Genomic DNA, 19,872 nt, shown 5'->3' with positions numbered 1-19,872 from the left:
CGCCCCGCGCCGCCCCCCGCGCCGCGCCCCGCCCCCCGCGCGCTCCCACCCGATCGAAGGGGCAGTTCGGGCCCTGAGACGGCGGATACCGGGCCCGAACTGCCCACTCGATTGGATGGCGGGGTGGAGGTCGGAGGGCAGGGGCGGGGCGCGGTCAGCGGGGGGCGCGGCGCGGGAGCTTGGGGAGGGCGTGCTGGTCGAGCCAGGCGGCGAAGAGGGCGCCGACGGGTGCGGGGGAGTGCGACTGCACGAGGGCGACGAACTCGGGGGTCGAGACCGAGCCGTGGCGGTGCGCCGCCACCCACTCCCGCAGCACCCGGAAGAAGATGTCGTCGCCGAGCGTGCGGCGGAGCGCGTGCAGCGTGAGTGCCCCGCGCTTGTAGAGCCGGTCGTCGAACATCCGAGCGGCGCCCGGGTCGCCGATCATCAGGTCTTTCGGCAGGCGGTTGAGGCGCGTCCACGCGGCCGTCGCGCAGTCGTCGGCCGTGAGCGATCCGGACTCCTCCGACCAGAGCCATTCGGCGTAGCAGGCGAAGCCCTCGTGCAGCCAGATGTCCTTCCAGTGGGCGGCGGTCAGCGAGTTGCCGAACCACTGGTGGGAGAGTTCGTGGGCGATGAGTCGCTCGGAGCCGCCCACCCCGTCGATGTGGTTGCGGCCGAAGATCGCGAGGCCCTGGGCTTCGAGCGGGATCTCCAGCTCGTCGTCGGTCACCACGACCGTGTAGTCGTCGAACGGATACTCCCCGAACAGTCGCTCGAACAGGGCCATCATGCGCCCCTGCGCCTCGAAGTCGGCGAGAGCGTTGGGCCGCAGGTCGTCGGGCAGCAACACGAACTGCGGAACGCCATCCTGGGACACGTGCATGGTCTCGTAGAGCCCGATCTGCACGGTCGCCAAGTAGGTCGCCAGGGGCTCGGAAGATCGGAACTCCCAGCGCGTGCGGGAGGCGCGCTGCGTCTTCTTCAGGAGTTCACCGTTGCAGAGCACGCGGTAGGCCGATTCGGCGGTGAAGGCGATCGTGTAGGTCGCCTTGTTCGACGGATGATCGTTGCAGGGGAACCACGACGGCGCCCCGCTCGGCTGCCCCGCCACGATCACGCCGTCGGTGAGTTCCTCCCAGCCGACTTCGCCCCACTGGCTCCGCACCGGCTTCGGCTGGCCGCTGTACTTGACAACGACCGTGAACTCCACGCCCTTGTTCAGGGGCGTGAGGGGTGTGACGACGAGCTTCCGGGCGGTCTGCGTGAGGTGCGCCGAGCGGTGCCCGTCGACGCTCACCTTGCTCGCGACGAGCCCGGCGAAGTCGAGGCTGAAGCTCGAGAGGCGCTGCGTGGCCACGGCGGTGATGGTGGCCGTGGCGCTCAGCCGGTTGGAGGAGACGCGGTAGTCGCAGTCGATGTCGTAGTGCAGCACGGTGTAGCCGCCGTTGCCGCTGGTCGGCAGGTAGGGGTCGCCGAGGGAGCGGGCTCCCGCCGCCGCCAGTGCCGTGGAGGTGGGGCGCGCCATCAGCCACCCACCGACGGCGAGTGCAGGCCGGCTTCGGCCGCGGTCTCGACACGGAGCGCGGAGGAACCCCGGCCCGCGACATCCGGAGCAGGCGTCTGCTCGGCCCAGGGCGCGATCGGATTGCCCGCCCAGCGCGACCCCGAGGGAACGTGCTCGCCCCGCATCACCAGCGAGGCCGGCCCGACGGCCGCGTCGCTGCCGATCGACGCGGCAGGAAGGATGACTCCGTGCGGCCCGATCGTCGCTCCGTCGTCGAGTGCAACACAGTCGAGGCTCATCACGCGGTCGTGGAAGAGGTGCGTCTGAACGACCACACCCCGGTTGACCGTGGAGCCCGCCCCGAGGGAGATCAGGTCGGCCTCGGGCAGCCAGTACGTCTCGATCCAGGCGCCCCGCCCGATGCGCGCGCCGATGGACCGCAGCCACCACGCCAGAGCGGGCGTACCAGAGGCGGCGTTCGCGAACCAGGGAGCGGCAACCATCTCCACAAAGGTATCCGACACTTCGTTCCGCCAGACGAACGACGACCAGAGTGGATGCTCCCCTTGACGGATGCGCCCGACGAGTGCCCATTTCGCCGCCGTCGTGACGATCGCCGCGACCGCACCACCCGCGAGCATCACCGCGCCCGAGAGCAGGATCGCCCAGCCGAGTCCGAGCGTGCCGAGGAGGAATTCCAGCAGAACGGCGATTCCGAGGCCGATCGCGACGGTGACCATCACGGGTACGAGGCGGCCCAGTTCCCAGAGCGCGCGGGCGACTTTCAGCCGGCCCGAGGGGTGGAAGGTGCGGCCCTCGTCGAACTCGGTGACCTGTCGGCGCAGGCGCACGGGCGGGTTGCCGAGCCATGAGGATCCGTTCTTGGCCTTGCGGGGGGTCGCGCTGAGAACAGCCACGAGACCGTTCCGTGGAACGGTGCGGCCGGGGCCGGTCATCCCGCTGTTGCCGAGGAAGGCGCGCTTGCCGACCTTCGCCTCGTCGATGCGGAGCCAGCCCCCTCCGAGCTCGTAGGAGGCGACCATGGTGTCGTCGGCGAGGAAGGCCTGGTCGGCGATCGTGGTCATCTTCGGCAGGAGGAGCACTGTCGAGGCTTCGACGTTCCGGCCGACGGTGGCCCCGAGCATCCGGAGCCAGACGGGCGTGAAGAGGCTCGCGTAGAAGGGGAAAAGGACGGTACGAGCGGCATCCAGCAGGCGTTCGGTCGCCCAGACCTGCCATCCGATTCGGCTCCGCACGGGGTAGCTGCCGGGGCGGAGGCCGATGCCGAGCAGGCGCGCCGCGATCACGGTGAGCCCCGCGTAGACGATGCCGGCCGCGACCGTGGCGAGCGGGATGGCCGCCAGCAGGCGCAGGGCGGCGTCGCCGAGGGTCGGCAGGGGCGTGAAGCCGGATCCGGTCGCCGTGCCCGCGGTGCTCGCGACCGATGTCGTGACCGACTCGAACAGGGGCGTCTGGGCCGAACCGCCGCCGGTGCTCCCGAAACCGCCGAGGGCGCCGGGGTCAAGGCTCAGCCCGAGGAACCAGCCTGCGACGGCCGCCCCGGCGAGCACAGCCAGCACGGGCAGGAGCGAGAGCGCCACCGAGCCGGCAGCGAACGCGACCAGCCAGCGGGCGTTCCGGGGCGGCCTGCCGCTCGGCCAGTCGGGGTGGGCCTTGCCGCGTCGTTCGGCGGGGGATCCGGCCCAGAGCTGTCCCGCGGGAACCCGGCCCGAGACGGCGGAACCCGGGGCGATCTCGGCTCGTCGCCCGATCCGTGTTCCCGGCAGGAGGGTGCTCCGCGCACCGATGGCCGCATCCGCCCCGATCTGGATGGCGCCGAGCCGCAGGATGTCACCGTCGATCCAGTAGCCCGACAGGTCGACCTCGGGTTCGACGGAGGCCCGGGCGCCGATCTTCAGCATGCCGGTGATGGGCGGGAGGGTGTGCAGGTCGACGCCGGGGGCGATCTTCGCGCCCAGTGCCCGGGCGTAGGTGATGATCCACGGTGCGCCCGCGAGGTTCGTCGCACCGACCAGCTGGGCGATCTGCTCGGCGAGCCAGAGGCGCACGTGCACGTTCCCGCCCCGCGGGTGATCCCCGGCTTCGACGCCGGCCAGGAGCGTGCGGGCCGCGAGCACCGAGATCGCCATGCGCCCGAACGGGGTGATCAGCAGAACGAACCCGGCAAGGATGTACCACCACGAGATGGTGGGCGCCCAGGTGAAGACGCCGAACAGCTGGAGCACGTTGTTCACGGCGAGCACGTAGGTGAGCCAGCGCAGCCCGACGAGTACGTAGAGCGGGATGCCGAGCAGGGTCTGGGCGAGCTGGGTGCCCGGCGGGGTCGGTCGTACGGGCACGCGTCTCACCGCGACGACGGGGGAGCGGGCATCCAGTTCCGCGGCCAGTGCGCCGATGCGCGGGTGGTCGTAGATGTCGGCGACCGTGGTCTCCGGGAACCGGGTGCGGATGACCGACACCAGTTGGGCGGCAGACAGACTCCCGCCGCCGAACGCGAAGAAGTCGTCGTCGGGGCCGGTGACCGGGGCGCCGAGGATGGCGGTGAAGTGTTCGGCGATCCAGAGGGCTGTGTCGGTGAGGGGGGAGTCCGGGCTTTCGCCCTTACGGGGGCGTGCACCGTTGCCGACGTTGCCGTTGCTGTTGCCGTTGTTGCTGCCCCCCGACGCTCCGGATGCTGCGCTGCCACCTGCCCCGGCACCGTTCCGGGTTCCTCCACTCCGCCCACTCGGCAGCGGCCACGGCAGCGCCGCCTTGTCGACCTTTCCCGAGGTGCGGGTCGGCAGGCCGTCGACGACTGCGAGCAGGGGGATGAGGGCGGCCGGGAGCGATTCGCGAAGCGCCGCCGTAGCGGCGACCGTGTCGAACGGGGCGCTAGTGTCGCCTGAGACCAGGTATCCCACGAGCACCTGGTTTCCTGCGGCGGTGCGCTGCACCACGGCGGCCGCACCCGCGACCCCGGGCAGGGCCTGGATCGCCGCCTCGACCTCGCCCAGCTCGATTCGCCGTCCGCCGAGTTTCACCTGGTCGTCGGCGCGGCCCTGGAACAGCAGCCCGGCACGGTCGAACACCACGAGGTCGCCGCTGCGGTAGGCGCGATCCCAGCCGAGGGTCGGCATCGGCGCGTACTTCTCGGCGTCCTTGGCCGGGTCGAGGTAGCGCGCCAGCCCGACCCCGCCGATGATGAGTTCGCCCGTCTCGCCCTCGGCGACCGGATGGCCGTCACCATCGACCACGGCCAGCAGCCAGCCGTCGAGCGGCAGCCCGATGCGCACAGGGCCGACTCCGTCGAGCAGGGATCCGCAGGCGACCACTGTGGCCTCGGTGGGTCCGTAGGTGTTCCAGACCTCGCGGCCGTCGACGGCGAGGCGTGCGACGAGCTCGGGTGGGCAGGCCTCGCCGCCGAAGATGAGCAGCCGCACCAGCTCCAGCGACTCGAGGGGCCAGAGCGCCGCGAGCGTCGGCACGGTCGAGACGATGGTGATGCTGTGCGAGATCAGCCACGGGCCGAGATCCACCCCGGAACGCACCAGCGAACGGGGGGCGGGAACGAGGCAGGCGCCGTGTCGCCACGCGAGCCACATCTCCTCGCACGAGGCATCGAAGGCGACGGAGAGGCCCGCGAGCACGCGGTCGCCGGGACCGATCGGCTCGTTCTGCAGGAACATCCGCGCCTCCGCGTCGACGAACGCCGCGGCCGAGCGGTGGCTCACAGCGACACCCTTGGGGGTGCCGGTCGAGCCGGAGGTGAAGATGATCCACGCGTCGAGGTCGGGGGTCGGACCGCCGACCACGGGGAGAGTGCCGGTGGGCGAGCCGGCGGCGGGGATGCTCGCGGTGGCCGGATGCCCGGGAAGGTCGTTGTCGTCGCTGGACGCTCCCGCGCCATCCGGATGCCCGCTCAGCACCAGCTCGCCGTCGGCACCGATGACGCCGACCACTCCGGCCTCGCCGAAGACGAGCGTTGCGCGCTCCTCGGGGTCGTCAGCGTCGACCGGAACGTACGCCGCTCCGGCGACGAGAACCCCGAGGATCGAGATGTAGAGCGTGCGGGTGCCCGACGGGATGCGGATCCCCACCCGGTCGCCGCGTCGCACACCGGCCTCCGCGAGCCGGGCCGCGGTGCGGTTCACCTCGCCGAGCAGCTCGCGGTAGCTCAGGGTGCCCGCCGCGTCTGCGAGGGCGGAGGCCTGCGGGTTCGAGGCGGCACTCTCCCGCAGGATGTCGACCAGCGTGCGCGGCTCGGGTGTCGGCCCGGCGCTGAGGATGCCGGCGCTCTCGCTCGGGGTCGCGGGGCTGGCGGTGCCCGTGCCGGCGCTCGTCGTGCCGCCGCCCCCGCTCGCGATGTCCGACGGGGCAGGGGTGTTCGAAGCGGAGGTCATGCCGGGCATCCTGCTCTGTCGCTGTCTGGTCTGACGCACTCTGGCGATCCCCCGTGGGGGCCGGGTAGGGAGCCCAGTTTAGGGGCCACGGGTTAACTGGAGGTGAACCGCCGCGGCGCAGGGACGTGACGCCCCTGGCTGCGCCCACCGGCCTGTCAGGTGCGGCGGGCCCGATCATGTAAAACTGTGGGATGCGCACTCCTGCCGTTCTGACCGCCGCCACCGCGGCCGCCCTCGCGCTGGTGCTTGCGCTCGCCGGATGCACCGGTACGCCTGGTCCGGCCCCGAGTGCGAGCCCGGACTGCATGTTCACGGCCCCGGGAACCGCGTCCGACGCCGTCTCGGTGAGTGGCGACTTCGACAAGGCCCCGACGACGACGTTCATCCCCCCGGTGACCAGTGACATCACCGAGCGGTCGGTCGTCATCAGCGGAACAGGCGCGGTCGCGACATCCGGCTCCCAGGCGACCGTCGACTTCACCCTCTACAACGCGAACACGGGCGCCCAGCTGTTCAGCACCCTCGACGCGGGCGGCCAGCCGCTGCCGATCATCGTGGACGAGTCCCAGTTCCTTCCCGGCCTCGTGAAGGCCGTAGCCTGTGCGGCGGTCGGCTCGCGCGTGGTCGCGGTCGTGCCCCCGGGCGACGCCTACGGCTCCGACGGGAACCCGGCGCTCGGCGTGGCCCCGGCCGATGTTCTCGTGTTCGTCGTCGACGTGACCGAGGTGGGGCAGGTGCCCGACCCGACTGCGGCACCCGACCCGACTGTGGCACCCGACCCGACTGCGACGCCCGACCCGACTGTGGCGCCGACGCCCGCGGACTGACGGGTTCGGCAGCGCACCTGCGATGATGGCAGGCATGCGACGCGTCATCCTTCTCGGTTCCACCGGTTCCATCGGCATCCAGGCCCTCGACGTCATCCGGGCCAATCCGGAGCGGTTCGAGGTGGTCGGTCTCGCCGCCGGCACGAACAGGGCGGCGATGGATGCCCAGGCCACCGAATTCGGCGTCGGCGACACCGCCCTCGGGGCAGGCGAAGCCGAGCAGCTCGTGCGGGACGTCGACGCCGACGTGGTGCTGAACGGCATCACCGGTTCTGTGGGGCTCGGGCCCACCCTGGCCGCGCTCGAAGAGGGCCGCACCCTGGCCCTGGCGAACAAGGAGAGCCTGATCGTCGGCGGCGAACTCGTGAAGGGCGTCGCCCGGCCCGGCCAGCTGGTGCCCGTCGACTCCGAGCACTCGGCCATCGCGCAGGCGCTCCGCTCGGGCACGGCCGACGAGGTCGACCGGCTGGTGCTCACCGCGTCGGGTGGGCCGTTCCGCGGGCGGTCACGGGCGTCGCTTCAGAATGTCACCCCGCGCGAGGCCCTCGCGCATCCGACCTGGGACATGGGCCTCGTCGTCACGACCAACTCGGCGACCCTCGTGAATAAGGGCCTCGAGGTGATCGAGGCGCACCTGCTGTTCGACGTTCCGTACTCGAAGATCGACGTGACCGTGCATCCGCAGTCCGTCATCCACTCGATGGTCGAGTTCATCGACGGATCGACCCTCGCCCAGGCCTCCCCGCCCGACATGCGCCTTCCGATCTCGCTCGGGCTCGACTGGCCGCACCGTGTCGCCGGGGTCGGAGCGCCGCTGGACTGGTCGACCGCCCACTCCTGGACGTTCGAGCCGCTCGACACCGATGCCTTCCCCGCCGTCGAGCTCGCGAAGCAGGTCGGGCGCGCGGGCGGCACGGCCCCCGCGGTGTTCAATGCGGCGAACGAGCAGGCCGTGGCGGCATTCCACGCCGGACGGATCGGGTTCCTCCGTATCGTCCAGACGATCGAGCAGGTGCTGCAGCAGCACGAGCCCGCCGAGGGTACCCTCACCCGCGAGGCGCTCTTCGACGCGGAGCTCTGGGCCCGGCGCGAGGCCGACCGGCTGATCGCCAGGGGCTGAGCCCCGGGCATCCGGCACCCCGGGTATTGGGCGCCCCGGGCATCCGGCACCCCGGGTATTGGGCGCCTCGGGCATCCTCTCTTGCGCACCTCGCGCAAAAGAGGATGACGAGGCCGCTGGGTCCCGGGGCGACTCTGCGGCGCTGCCAGCCTCTTCTACGCCCGGGGGATCAGGGAGGTCACCGGGCTGCGGGTCGATTCACAAGTGGCGTTCAGCCGCCGCCCAGCGCCGAACCCACCCGGGCGGCTATCGTGTGCTGGTGGATACAGTGCTCCTCTATGTCATCGGTGTGGTCATCGTCGCGCTCGGCCTCGCGATCTCCATCGCCCTGCACGAAGTCGGGCACCTCGTCCCCGCGAAGCTGTTCGGCGTCAAGGTCACCCAGTACATGGTCGGTTTCGGCCCCACTGTGTTCTCCCGGCGGCGAGGTGAGACGGAGTACGGCGTCAAGCTGATCCCGTTCGGCGGCTACATCTCGATGATCGGCATGTTCCCGCCGCAGCAGGAGGGTGGCAAGGCCCGTCGCGCGACGACCGGGTTCTTCCAGACGCTGATCCAGGATGCCCGGAAGGCCAGTGCCGAGACCGTCGGCGACGACGACGAGCGCTCCTTCTACCGCCTGCCGGTCTACAAGCGGGTCATCATCATGATCTCCGGCCCCGCCATGAACCTCGTGCTCGGCATCCTGTTCTTCGGCATCGTGCTCTGCGGCTTCGGCATCGCCGCGCCCTCCACCACCATCGGCAGCGTCAGCTCCTGCGTGCAACCGGCCGGCAGCACGAGCACGACCTGCGCGGCAGACGACCCCGTCTCGCCCGGCAGCGCCGCGGGCATCCTGCCCGGGGACCGGATCGTGTCGGTCGACGGCACCACGATCGACACGTGGGACCAGGCCACGGCGATCATCCGCCAGTCGCCCGGAACCGCGCTCTCGATCGTGGTCTCGAGGAACGGATCCGACCAGACGCTCAGCGTGACGCCGCTGCTGACCGAACGCGCGGTGACCGAGGTCGTCAACGGCCAGACGGTCGTGAAGACCGACGCGAGCGGGGCGACCGTCACGGAGGATGTCGGTTTCGTCGGCATCGGCTATGCCACCCAGCTCCAGCCGCAGCCCGTCACCGCGGTTCTCCCGTTCGTCGGTGAGAACGTGGCCGGCGTTGCGAACACGATCATCAACCTGCCCGCCCGCATCGTCGGGGTCGCGAATGCGGCGTTCGGCGGCGGCACCCGCGACGTGAACGGGCCCATCAGCGTGGTCGGCGTCGGGCGCGTGGCCGGCGAGATCGCCACCATCGACATCCCGCTCGCGAGCAAGGTCGCGACACTCGTCGGGCTGCTCGGCTCGGTGAACATCGGCCTCTTCGTGATCAACCTCGTACCACTGCTGCCGCTGGATGGCGGGCACATCATCGGTGCGCTCTGGGAAGGTCTCCGCCGGCAGCTCGCGAAACTGTTCAAGCGGCCGAACCCCGGGCCGGTCGACACGGCGAAGCTGATGCCGCTGACCTTCGTGGTCGTCATCTTCTTCGGTGCGCTGTCGGCGCTGCTGGTGTACGCCGACATCGTGAACCCGGTCAACCTCTTTGGTTAGCGTGCGGCGGGCGGCTCGGCCGGTGGCTGCCGGGGTGCGCCCGGCGCACGGGGTGCTGCTCCTGCGCCCGACGCCCCGGGTGCCGGTGGCCTGCGGCTCAGCTCCGCGTACTCCCACGGGAGGAGCCGGAGGCCTCCGGCTGCAGGATGCCCGGGGCCTCTCTGATCGCTACGATCAGTGTCATGCCCTCCGCTGACCGCCCAGAACGCCGGCGGTTCACGGCGGCCGAGTGGAGCAGGCGACGCGGTGTCCGCCGCATCCGGAGCGAGCACCGCTGGCCGTTCTCCCCTCCGCCCGAGCCCGAACGCAGCGTCGGGGGCGGCCCCGCCTGGCAGCCCGGTTCGGCGCCGTGGGTGCGCAGCATCCGTCCCTCCGAGGTCGAGGTGCCGAGGCGCTGGGGCCCACCCCGGGCCGTGACGCTGTGGGTGCCTGTCGTGGTCTCGCTGCTGGTGCAGGGTGTGCCGGCACTGATGGCGTTCGGTCGCGCGGGACGCCCCGGCACCGGCCTGCTCGTCGTGTTTCTCGCCCTCGTCGGGCCCCTCGCCCTCATCGGTGCGAGGAGGTTCCCCGGCCCCGTCGTGGCGATCGCCACGGCAGCCGCTGCAGCCGACCTGCTGTTCACCCCGGGTTCGGGGGCGCCGTACCTCGCGCTGGCGTTCGCGATCGTGTCCGCGATGGTGCGGAGCGCCCGCACGTGGGCCCTCGCCTCGGTCACCACGGGCTGGATCCTGACGCTCGCCGGGGCGATCCTGCTCGGCATCGACTGGCATCCGTTCCGCATCATCGCGACCTCGCTCGGCATCCTCATCGTGGTGCTGGTCGGTGAGGCCATCCGCACCCGCACGCACCGGGTCGCCCAGTTCCAAGCGGCCGTGCGGCGCCGGCGTGAGGAGGCCGCACAGGCCGAGCGGGAGCGCATCGCCCGGGAACTGCACGACGTGCTGGCCCACTCGCTCTCGCAGATCAACGTGCAGGCCGCGATGGGCCTCCACCTCATCGACGCGCATCCCGAGAAGGCCCGCGAGGCGCTCGGCAACATCAAGACGACGAGCAAGACGGCGCTCGACGAGGTGCGCGGGGTGCTCGGTTTCCTCCGTTCGGAGGGTGCGGCGGCCGGCGCAACGGTTCTGGATGACGCTCCCACCCTTTTCGACTACTCGACCATCCCGGGCGAGGCGGGGTACGCCGGGGAATCCGCCGGGGCCGAGGGTGGGGCCCGGGCCGTTGCGGGAGGCGGCGCCTGGTTTTCAGCGGTCGGCGGGGTCTCGGAAGCGCCGCCGTTACGGGAATCCCGCGCGCTGTTCCCCGGCGTGAGATCCGGAGCGCCGCTCGCTCCCCAGGCCGACCTGTCCCGTCTGCCGGCCCTGGTCTCCTCCATGTCCACGTCCGACTTCCGCGTGGAGCTCGACAACCGGCTGCGTGACACTCCGCCGCCGGGCGTGCAGCTCGCGTTGTTCCGCATCGCGCAGGAGAGCCTCGCGAACGTTACCCGGCATGCCGGAGCGAGTGAGGCCCGCGTCGTGCTCGAACAGCAGGGTGACGACTATCTGCTCCGTGTCAGCGACAACGGGCGTTCAGCTGTTGCCGGTCGCCAGCCCTCTTCGCGGAAGGCCGGCGGCCGGGGCCTTCTCGGAATGAAGGAACGGGCCGAACTGCTGGGCGGCAGCCTCGAGGCGGGCCCTCTGGGTTCGGGCGGGTTCGCGGTGGTGGCCCGGGTTCCCCGGGTGCCGCGCCGGTCCGGGTCGTGAGTGAGGCGGGCCGGCCGGTCCCGCAGCCGAGCGATGCGGCCGCACCGGCTGCGCCCGGCCACGCCCGGCCGCTTCCGCCGGGCAGCGCTACGCCCACCCCGGCTCTGCCCGGCGCGAGCGTCGACCGGGCACGCATCACGGTGGTGGTCGCCGACGACCAGAACCTGATCCGCGCGGGATTCAGCGCCCTGCTCGCCAACGAGCCCGACATCGAGGTCGTGGGCGAGGCGGGCACGGGTGCGGAGGCTGTGGAGGTCGTGCGCCGGCTTCGCCCCGATGTGGTGCTGATGGACATCCGGATGCCCGACGGCGACGGCCTCTGGGCTACGGAGCAGATCGTGGCCGACCCCTCACTCGCCGGGGTGCACATCGTCATTGTGACGACGTTCGAGCTCGACGAGTACGTGGGGCGTGCGATCCGGGCCGGAGCGAGCGGATTCCTCGTGAAGGACACCGAGCCCGTCGAACTGATCCGCGCGGTGCGAGTCGTCGCGGCCGGGGAGGCCCTGCTGTCGCCCCGCGTGACGAAGCGGCTGCTCGAACGGGTGGCGGAGGGGTTGGCCGACGGGTCGCGCGCGCCGGAACTCGCCGCCCTGACGGATCGGGAGCGGCAAGTGCTGGCTCTCGTCGGCGCCGGGCTCACGAATGGCGAGATCGCGCTGCAGCTGTTCCTCAGCCCGCTCACCGTCAAGACGCACGTGTCGCGCACCATGACGAAGCTCGCGGCCCGCGACCGGGCCCAGCTCGTGGTGGTCGCCTACGAGGCCGGGCTCGTGCGGCCCGGCTGGCGCTGAGCCGCACCCGCACCCGTACTCCGCCCCCTCCCACCGGCGGTCCCGCCCCCGGTGGCCCGTACCGGGGTACCGCCCGCCGGTGCCACAGGTGCCGGGGACGCAACCGGGGGAGTACCCCGATGACTCCCGGCGGCCGATGTGCGACGGCACGGCTGCGAGGAGGGTGGAAACAGGGCCCCACTCGGGGCCGCCACCGAAAGGACACACCGTGCTCACCTCCGTTCTTCTCTCGTCGCCGATCGTCTCGGCCGCCCTCACCGGCCCGGCCGGCACCCCGCTCACCCATTGGGGGCCGTGGGGCGGCCCCGGCCCCGGCGGAGCATTCGGTTGGCTGTTTCTGCTGATTCCGATGTTGTGGATCGGGCTCTTCGCTCTGATCTTCGCTCTCGCGGCCCGGCGCCGCCGGCGCTTCTGGGCAGCGAACGGCGGCGCTCCGGGCTGGGGCGGAGCTGGCGGCGCCGGCTGGGGCGGACACGCCTGGGGACCGGGTTGGGCGGGCGCGGCAGGCGCGGGCACCACGTCCGACGCCGAGAAGACGCTCGCCGAACGCTTCGCCCGGGGGGACATCGACGAGGTCGAGTACCGCGCCCGGCTCGAGGTGCTGCAGTCGGGCCGCCCCGCAGGCCCCGTTCCGCCCACGAAGGCCTGATCATCCAGAGCCGCCCCGGTCTGCCCGGGACGCGCGTGAGCGCGACTCGGGCGGTTGAGTGCGACGCGCAGGACAGTCGCGCTCAGCGGCAACAGCCGCTCTCACCGGCGATCGCGTGGCGCGGCGGGGCGGCCCGCGCGGGTGCGAACGCTGAACGCCAGCCGACCGTTCGGGGCGTGCGGGGCCTCCACCGGCGGCCGGGGGTAAGCTGAAGGCGTGGCAGCAATCAACTTGGGTATGCCCAAAGTCGTCGAGACTCTGGCCCCCCGTCGCAAGTCCCGTCAAATCAAGGTCGGCAAGGTTCTCGTCGGTGGCGACGCCCCCGTGAGCGTGCAGTCGATGTGCACGACGCCGACGACGAACATCAACGCGACCCTCCAGCAGATCGCCGAACTCACCGCCAGCGGGTGCGACATCGTGCGCGTCGCCGTGCCGAGCCGTGACGACGCCGAGGCTCTTCCGATCATCGCGAAGAAGAGCCAGATCCCGGTGATCGCCGACATCCACTTCCAGCCGAACTACGTGTTCCAGGCGATCGATGCGGGGTGTGCGGCGGTTCGGGTGAACCCGGGCAACATCCGCAAGTTCGACGACCAGGTCGGCAAGATCGCGGCTGCTGCCAAGGCGGCCGGGGTGAGCATCCGCATCGGTGTCAACGCCGGATCGCTCGAACCGAGCATCATGCAGAAGTACGGCAAGGCCACGCCGGAGGCCCTCGTCGAGAGCGCCGTATGGGAGGCGAGCCTCTTCGAGGAGCACGACTTCCACGACTTCAAGATCTCGGTCAAGCACAACGACCCGGTCATCATGGTGAAGGCCTACCGGCTGCTCGCCGAGCGCGGCGACTGGCCCCTCCACCTCGGTGTGACCGAGGCGGGCCCCGAGTTCCAGGGCACGATCAAGTCCGCCACGGCCTTCGGAATCCTTCTCGGGGAGGGCATCGGCGACACCATCCGCGTCTCCCTGTCTGCCCCGCCCGCGCAGGAGGTCAAGGTGGGCCTGCAGATCCTGCAGTCGCTGAACCTCCGCGAACGGAAGCTCGAGATCGTGTCGTGCCCGTCGTGCGGTCGCGCCCAGGTCGACGTGTACAAGCTCGCCAACGATGTCACCGACGGGCTCGAAGGGATGACCGTTCCCCTCCGCGTGGCCGTCATGGGCTGTGTCGTGAATGGTCCCGGCGAGGCCCGCGAGGCCGACCTCGGAGTCGCTTCGGGCAACGGCAAGGGCCAGATCTTCGTGCGCGGAGAGGTCATCAAGACCGTCCCGGAGTCCGAGATCGTCGCCACGCTCATCCAGGAGGCCAACCGCCTCGCTGCGGAGATGCCGGCCGGCGAGACCGGTCCGCCGCTGGTCGTCACGGTCTGAGCAGGTCACGGTCTGAGCGCCTCGGACGCGCCGAGCGCCCTCGAGGGCTCTCCGCGGTTCGAGCTTCGGATCCCGTCTCCGGCCGATGCCGACGCCTGGTTCCAGCTCTTCGACGATCCCGAGGTCATGCGCTACATCGGGGACGGCCGAATCCAGTCGCATGAGTGGTACCAGGACTTCGCTCTGCGCCAACGGGTACTCGAGGCGAAGTCGGGCCTCTGCCTCTTCGCGCTGGTGCGGCGCCGGCCGAACCGCGACACGGTGGCCGGTTTCGTGGGCCTCCAACCGTGGACACAACCGTGGGGTCCGACGGGACGGATCGAGATGGGCTGGCGTCTCGGCCTCGCGCACCAGGGAGCGGGGCTGGCGACTGCCGCCGCTCGGGAGTGCCTGGCGCGGGCGGCTGCCTCGGGCATCCACGACCCGATTGCGATGATCGATGTGCAGAACCGGGCGTCCGTCGCCGTCGCCCAGAAGCTCGGCATGGTGGCTCTCGACGAGGTGGATGCTCTCTCGGGTGCGCGCGTCGCGGTGTTCGGATTCCCTTCGCGGGCCGAGGTGTGAGCACCGCAGCCCTACGAACACATTTATGACTGCCGGCCACGGGTCGTTTAGTCTCGCTAATGACCTATGCTAATTAGGTGTCAGCAACAAATTCTCCCGCCGTCGATTCGGTCACGGCAGCCGACGACCTCGCCGCGCTGCTTCGGCCTGCCCTGCTGAGGGTCTCGCGCCGGCTCCGGGCCGAGAAGGCCGACAACGAACTGAGCGATTCCCAGTCCGCCATCCTCGGCTACCTGTGGAAGAACGGACCGAGCACGCCCGGCGCCCTCGCCGCCTTCGAGCGGGTGACGCCGCCATCCATGAACCGCACCATCAACGCCGTCGTCGACGCCGGTTATGCCGAGCGCACGCCATCGGCCCACGACGGACGCAAGGTCATGGTCTCGCTCACCGAACAGGGAGGGGCGCTCGTTCGGGAGACCCGCCGCCGCCGCGATGCCTGGTTGAACCTCCGGCTTGCCGAGTTGTCTCCGGATGATCGTTCCACTCTCGCGCGGGCGGCGACGGTGCTCCGAGAGCTCGCTGACAGTTGAGCGCGATGTTCCGGTCGCTCAGCGACTACAACTACCGCGTCTGGTTCGGCGGGGCCATCGTCTCGAACGTCGGAACCTGGATGCAGCGCACGGCGCAGGACTGGATCGTTCTCACCCAGCTGACCCACAACGACGCCGTGGCGGTGGGAGTCGTGATGGCGCTGCAGCTGGGCCCGCAGCTGCTCCTCGTTCCGTGGACGGGCCTGGTCGCCGACCGGGTCGACCGCCGCAAGCTCCTGATGGCGACACAGGGCGTGATGGGCCTCCTCGGTCTCGCGCTCGGGTTGATTGTGCTGTCGGGAGGCGCCCAACTCTGGCAGGTGTATGTGTTCGCCCTGCTGCTCGGCATCACCAGCGCGTTCGATGCGCCGGCCCGGCAGTCGTTCGTGTCGAATCTCGTCTCTGACAGCAATCTCTCGAACGCGGTCGCCCTCAACTCGGCGTCGTTCAACGCGGCCCGGATGATCGGCCCTGCCCTCGCCGGGGTGCTGATCGCGGTCGTCGGATCCGGCTGGGTGTTCCTGATCAACGCCGTCAGTTTCGCGGCTGTCCTCGTCTCGCTCACTCGCATGCGCCAGGAGAATCTCCGGGTTCCGAAACGTTCGAAGGGCGGGCCGGGCCAGCTGCTCGACGGATTCCGGTACGTGTCGAAACGCCCGGACATCATCATCGTGTTGGTCGTCATCGCGATCATCGGAGCCTTCGGGCTGAACTTCCAGATCTTCACATCGACCATGACGACCGGGACCTTCCATCTGGATTCGACCGCCTTCGGGCTGCTGTCGTCTGTACTGGCAGTGGGCTCGGTGGCCGGTGCCCTCCTCTCGGCGCGACGGGAGAGCCCGCGTCTCCGGCTCGTCTTCGCCTCATCCGCCCTGTTCGGGGTGAGCTGTCTGCTGGCGGCGCTCTCGCCCACCTACCTCACTTTCGCGCTCTGCCTGGTGCTTCTCGGGTTCGCGGCCCAGACCCTGATGACCACGGCGAACGGCGTCGTGCAGATGACGACCGCGCCCGAGTTCCGGGGGCGCGTGATGGCGCTCTACATGGCGATCTTCATGGGCGGCACGCCGATCGGAGCGCCGATCGTCGGACTGGTCGCCAACACCCTCGGGCCGCGGTGGGCGATCGGCGTGGCGGCGGTCGCCGGGTTCGCCGCCGCGATCATCGGTCTGCTCTGGATGATCAGGCACCAGCACCTCCGTCTCACCGTGCACGTGCACGGCTCGCCTCACTTCATCGGGCTGCAGAACGCGGTCGCCGACAAGCGGTGAGCCGACCGCCATGATGATTACTCATTAGTGAGCTTTTCTTGATAACGTGTCTTTCGGAGAGAAATCCGAACGAGAGGCCGATGCCGAGTGAATGTCGTCAAGAGAACCACCCACGAGAGCCTGAAGCAGGGTGCGTTGGGCGCTCTGCTCGTCTGCGGTGCCCTGTCAGCCGGGTTGGCGTTGACGGGGTCGGCGCTGCCCGCATCTGCTGCCGTCGCGATGGCTGAGCCGCTGAACGAACTCTCGCAGGAGCACCTCGCCGCGATCGGCGAGGCCGGTACGGTCTACCTCAGCGGCACCTGGTCGGGTTTCGTGAACTTCCCGCTCCCCGACGGCACGACGGCCTGGTCCGACCAGATCGACGCCTCATTCAGCTGCAGCGGTTTCGTCGCGAGCTCCGACGGCTTCGTGGTGACGGCCGGCCACTGCGCCGACGTGGCCGAGGGCAAGACCGCGCTGGTCGACCAGTTCCTCTCGAATGAGGTCGACAATGGCGACATCACCGAGGCTGAGGCGCAGGCCTACATCGCGGCGGGGGCCGAGGGTGCCTGGCCGGTGGAAGGGCAGAAGACGGGGGAGGCGCCGGTGCTGGCCATGAAGGTCTACCCGGCCATCTCGATCTCCGCCGACAGCGCGTCGGGCTTCACTGCGGTGCTGCAGGATGACCGGCCGATCGGCCAGGGCGACGTCGCCCTGTTCAAGATCGATGCGCCTTCGCCACTTCCCGTGCTCGTCGTCTCCGGCGAGCAGCCGGCCACGGGCCAGAAGGTCGACGCCATCGGTTACCCCGGTAACGTGACCGGCCTCGTGAGCGGCAACCCCCAGCCCACCTTCGCGCAGGGCCAGGTGAGCGGCCGGCAGCAGACCGATGGCGGGCCGTTCACGCAGATCGGCGTCACGATGAGCCCCGGCATGAGCGGCGGTCCCGTCATCGACACCTCGGGCGACGTCATCGGAACCATCAGCTTCGGCCCCTCCGGTGACACCCAGCAGCTGAACTTCGCTGCCGCACCCGAGACGATCTCGGCGCTCCTCTCCCGAAACGGGGTGAAGAACGTACTCGGCGCTGCCGACTCGCACTTCCGCGCCGGCCTCGCCGAGTACTTCGATGGAAAATATCATGCCGCGGCAGACGACCTCGGCAAGGCGGTTGCCGCCAACCCGCAGAACGCCATCGCCCAGCAGTACCAGGCCAAGGCGACAGAGGCCTTCCCCCGCGAGAACACCACCGGCTGGCTCCTCTGGGTCGCCATTGGGGGAGCCGTCTTCCTTCTGCTCGTGATCGGCCTCGTGCTCCTCCTCGTGCTCCGCGGACGGCGAAAGCGCCGCGCCGCTCTGCCCCGCACCGACGTTCCCTTCTCGACACTGCCTGCCGGTGGGGCAGCGCCGGGGGAGCCCGCCGCGGCCGTCTTCGCGGCGCCGGTGGCCGCTGCGTCCGTGGCCTCACCGTCGATACCCGCCGTGCAGCCCGCACCGACCGTACCGCCGGCACCGGCACCCGCACCAGCCCCCTCGGCCACCCACTGCGGTTCGTGCGGCACGGAGACCGCGGCCGGCCAGCGGTTCTGCACCGCCTGCGGGCACCCCGTCCAGGCTCCGTAGCGCGCCGCAATAGACTGTTCCGGTGCCTACTCGCCTCACAAACTACTTTCTGAAGACCCTCCGTGAAGACCCCTCCGACGCGGAGGTGACCAGCCACCGGCTCCTCGTGCGGGCCGGGTACATCCGTCGCCAGGCGCCGGGAATCTTCGCCTGGCTTCCGCTCGGGCTCCGCGTCAAGGCGAAGATCGAGAAGGTCGTCCGCGAGGAGATGTCGAACGCCGGAGCGCACGAGGTGCACTTCCCGGCCCTGCTGCCGAAGGAGCCCTACGAGGCGACCGGTCGCTACGTCGACTACGGCGACGGCATGTTCCGCCTCGAAGACCGCCGCGGTGTGGGCTACGTGCTCGCGCCGACCCACGAAGAAGTGTTCACCCTGCTGGTGAAAGACCTGTACAGCAGCTACAAAGACCTCCCGCTCTCGATCTACCAGATCCAGGACAAGTACCGCGACGAGGCGCGGCCGCGTGCAGGCCTGCTGCGGGGTCGCGAGTTCACGATGAAGGATGCCTACTCCTTCGACTACACCGATGCCGGTCTCGACGTGTCGTACCAGGCTCAGCGCGATGCGTACGAGCGTATCTTCACACGACTGGGCCTCGAATACGTGATCGTCAAAGCTGACGCCGGTGCGATGGGCGGCTCGAAGAGCGAGGAGTTCCTGCACCCCACCCCGGTGGGCGAAGACACCTTCGTGCGCTCCGCGGGTGGCTACGCCGCCAACGTCGAAGCCTTCACGACCCTCGTGCCCGAGGCGTTGCCGGTCGAGGGCCTGCCCGCACCGACGGTGTTCGACTCACCGAACACCCCGACCATCCAGAGCCTTGTCGCCCTGGCGAACGAAGAGCAACCCCGCACTGACGGTCGCGAATGGACCGCGGCCGACACCCTGAAGAACGTCGTGCTCGCCATCACGCAGCTAGACGGCAGCCGCGAGATCGTCGTCGTGGGCATCCCCGGGGACCGCGATGCGGATCTGAAGCGCGCTGAGGTCGCCTTCCAGCCGGCCGAGGTCGAGGCCGCGAACGAAGACGACTTCACGAAGCACCCGGGCCTGGTCAAGGGTTACATCGGGCCTTGGGCAACCGCGCAGCCCGGCGGAGATGTCGCGGGCAACGCCGTGCTCGGCGAGAAGTCGAGCACCGGCATCCGCTACCTGCTCGACCCCCGCGTGGTCACCGGCACCGAGTGGATCACCGGCGCCAACGAGCACGAGAAGCACGCCTTCGGCCTCGTCGCCGGCCGCGACTTCGTGGGCGACGGCTTCGTCGAGGTCGCAGATGTTCGGGACGGTGACCCGGCTCCCGACGGCTCAGGCCCGATCGAGACGGCCCGCGGCATGGAGATCGGGCACGTCTTCCAGCTCGGCCGCAAGTACGCCGAGGCCCTCGGCCTCAAGGTGCTCGACGAGAACGGCAAGCTCGTCACGGTCACCATGGGCTCGTACGGTATCGGTGTGACGCGCATCCTCGCGATCATCGCCGAACTGAACAACGACGAGAAGGGCCTGATCTGGCCCCCCGCGGTGGCGCCGTTCGACGTCTATGTGGTCGCCACCGGTCGTGACGCGGCCGTCTATGAGGCCGCCGAGCGCATCGTCGCCGACATCGAGGCGTCTGGTCGTGAGGTTCTCTTCGACGACCGGCCCAAGGTCTCGCCCGGCGTGAAGTTCGGTGATGCCGAGCTGATCGGTGTGCCGACGATCGTCATCGTGGGCCGCGGCGTGGCTGACGGAACGGTCGAACTCTGGAACCGGGCCACCGGCGAACGCACCGAGGTCGGGCTCGACGGGGTCGTTCCGGCCCTCTGAATCCGAGGGGTTCCCGGCGCACTGTCCAGCCGGGAGCTCCGAGCCGTCCCATAGCACTGCCGCCCGCCCGAATCGAGGCGGTAGCGCCGGTGGGCGAACTCACACCAAGCTC

At 70.3% G+C, this 19,872-nt stretch carries 14 protein-coding genes; 12 read left to right on the top strand and 2 right to left on the bottom strand.

Going from position 1 to position 19,872, the window contains the following annotated elements; translation table 11 throughout:
- Window positions 1-154: 154 nt before the first annotated feature.
- Both B7R21_RS11305 and B7R21_RS11300 read right to left on the bottom strand, forming a co-directional pair.
- Window positions 155-1,507: a M1 family metallopeptidase gene (locus B7R21_RS11305; RefSeq protein ID WP_116283360.1), complete on the bottom strand. Its 1,353-nt coding sequence runs from the start codon at window positions 1,505-1,507 to the stop codon at window positions 155-157.
- Window positions 1,507-5,886, bottom strand: coding sequence for a Pls/PosA family non-ribosomal peptide synthetase (locus tag B7R21_RS11300; RefSeq protein ID WP_116283359.1), 4,380 nt, complete (start codon window positions 5,884-5,886; stop codon window positions 1,507-1,509). Before B7R21_RS11300 ends, B7R21_RS11305 begins: the two co-directional genes overlap by 1 nt.
- Before the next feature lie 191 nt (window positions 5,887-6,077).
- On the opposite strand from B7R21_RS11300, the gene B7R21_RS11295 reads away from it, so the two are divergent.
- The 12 genes from B7R21_RS11295 to B7R21_RS11240 all read left to right on the top strand — a co-directional run bounded on the left by B7R21_RS11295 (window position 6,078) and on the right by B7R21_RS11240 (window position 19,760).
- Window positions 6,078-6,713, top strand: coding sequence for an FKBP-type peptidyl-prolyl cis-trans isomerase (locus tag B7R21_RS11295; RefSeq protein WP_116283358.1), 636 nt, complete (start codon window positions 6,078-6,080; stop codon window positions 6,711-6,713).
- Window positions 6,714-6,747: 34 nt separating this feature from the next.
- On the top strand, window positions 6,748-7,833 hold the full coding sequence (dxr, locus tag B7R21_RS11290; RefSeq protein ID WP_116283493.1) for a 1-deoxy-D-xylulose-5-phosphate reductoisomerase: 1,086 nt from the start codon (window positions 6,748-6,750) through the stop codon (window positions 7,831-7,833).
- A gap of 259 nt (window positions 7,834-8,092) precedes the next feature.
- The gene (locus B7R21_RS11285; RefSeq protein WP_172592139.1) at window positions 8,093-9,427 is read left to right on the top strand and encodes a M50 family metallopeptidase; all 1,335 of its coding nucleotides are present in this window, start codon (window positions 8,093-8,095) and stop codon (window positions 9,425-9,427) included.
- A gap of 182 nt (window positions 9,428-9,609) precedes the next feature.
- Window positions 9,610-11,175, top strand: coding sequence for a sensor histidine kinase (locus tag B7R21_RS11280; protein WP_253259759.1), 1,566 nt, complete (start codon window positions 9,610-9,612; stop codon window positions 11,173-11,175).
- Between the two features lie 134 nt (window positions 11,176-11,309).
- Window positions 11,310-11,969 (top strand): response regulator transcription factor, encoded by a 660-nt coding sequence (locus B7R21_RS11275; protein WP_116283491.1) that lies wholly within the window; start codon window positions 11,310-11,312, stop codon window positions 11,967-11,969.
- A gap of 208 nt (window positions 11,970-12,177) precedes the next feature.
- Complete coding sequence (locus B7R21_RS11270; RefSeq protein WP_216364208.1) at window positions 12,178-12,618, top strand: hypothetical protein; 441 nt, start codon at window positions 12,178-12,180, stop codon at window positions 12,616-12,618.
- Window positions 12,619-12,834: 216 nt separating this feature from the next.
- Window positions 12,835-13,983 (top strand): flavodoxin-dependent (E)-4-hydroxy-3-methylbut-2-enyl-diphosphate synthase, encoded by a 1,149-nt coding sequence (ispG, locus tag B7R21_RS11265; RefSeq protein WP_172582289.1) that lies wholly within the window; start codon window positions 12,835-12,837, stop codon window positions 13,981-13,983.
- 12 nt (window positions 13,984-13,995) lie between these two features.
- On the top strand, window positions 13,996-14,547 hold the full coding sequence (locus tag B7R21_RS11260; protein ID WP_116283355.1) for a GNAT family N-acetyltransferase: 552 nt from the start codon (window positions 13,996-13,998) through the stop codon (window positions 14,545-14,547).
- 77 nt (window positions 14,548-14,624) lie between these two features.
- Complete coding sequence (locus B7R21_RS11255) at window positions 14,625-15,080, top strand: MarR family winged helix-turn-helix transcriptional regulator (protein ID WP_116283354.1); 456 nt, start codon at window positions 14,625-14,627, stop codon at window positions 15,078-15,080.
- Window positions 15,081-15,085: 5 nt separating this feature from the next.
- Complete coding sequence (locus B7R21_RS11250) at window positions 15,086-16,351, top strand: MFS transporter (protein ID WP_116283353.1); 1,266 nt, start codon at window positions 15,086-15,088, stop codon at window positions 16,349-16,351.
- An 87-nt stretch (window positions 16,352-16,438) separates the two neighbouring features.
- Window positions 16,439-17,953, top strand: coding sequence for a trypsin-like peptidase domain-containing protein (locus B7R21_RS11245; protein WP_116283352.1), 1,515 nt, complete (start codon window positions 16,439-16,441; stop codon window positions 17,951-17,953).
- 22 nt (window positions 17,954-17,975) lie between these two features.
- On the top strand, window positions 17,976-19,760 hold the full coding sequence (locus B7R21_RS11240) for a proline--tRNA ligase (protein ID WP_116283351.1): 1,785 nt from the start codon (window positions 17,976-17,978) through the stop codon (window positions 19,758-19,760).
- Window positions 19,761-19,872: the final 112 nt, after the last annotated feature.

The sequence above is a fragment of the Subtercola boreus genome (assembly GCF_003399625.1).
In the GTDB taxonomy this organism is placed as follows: domain Bacteria; phylum Actinomycetota; class Actinomycetes; order Actinomycetales; family Microbacteriaceae; genus Subtercola; species Subtercola boreus_C.
Note: the sequence above shows the minus strand (reverse complement) of the source record. Positions and strands in the feature narration are given on the sequence as shown.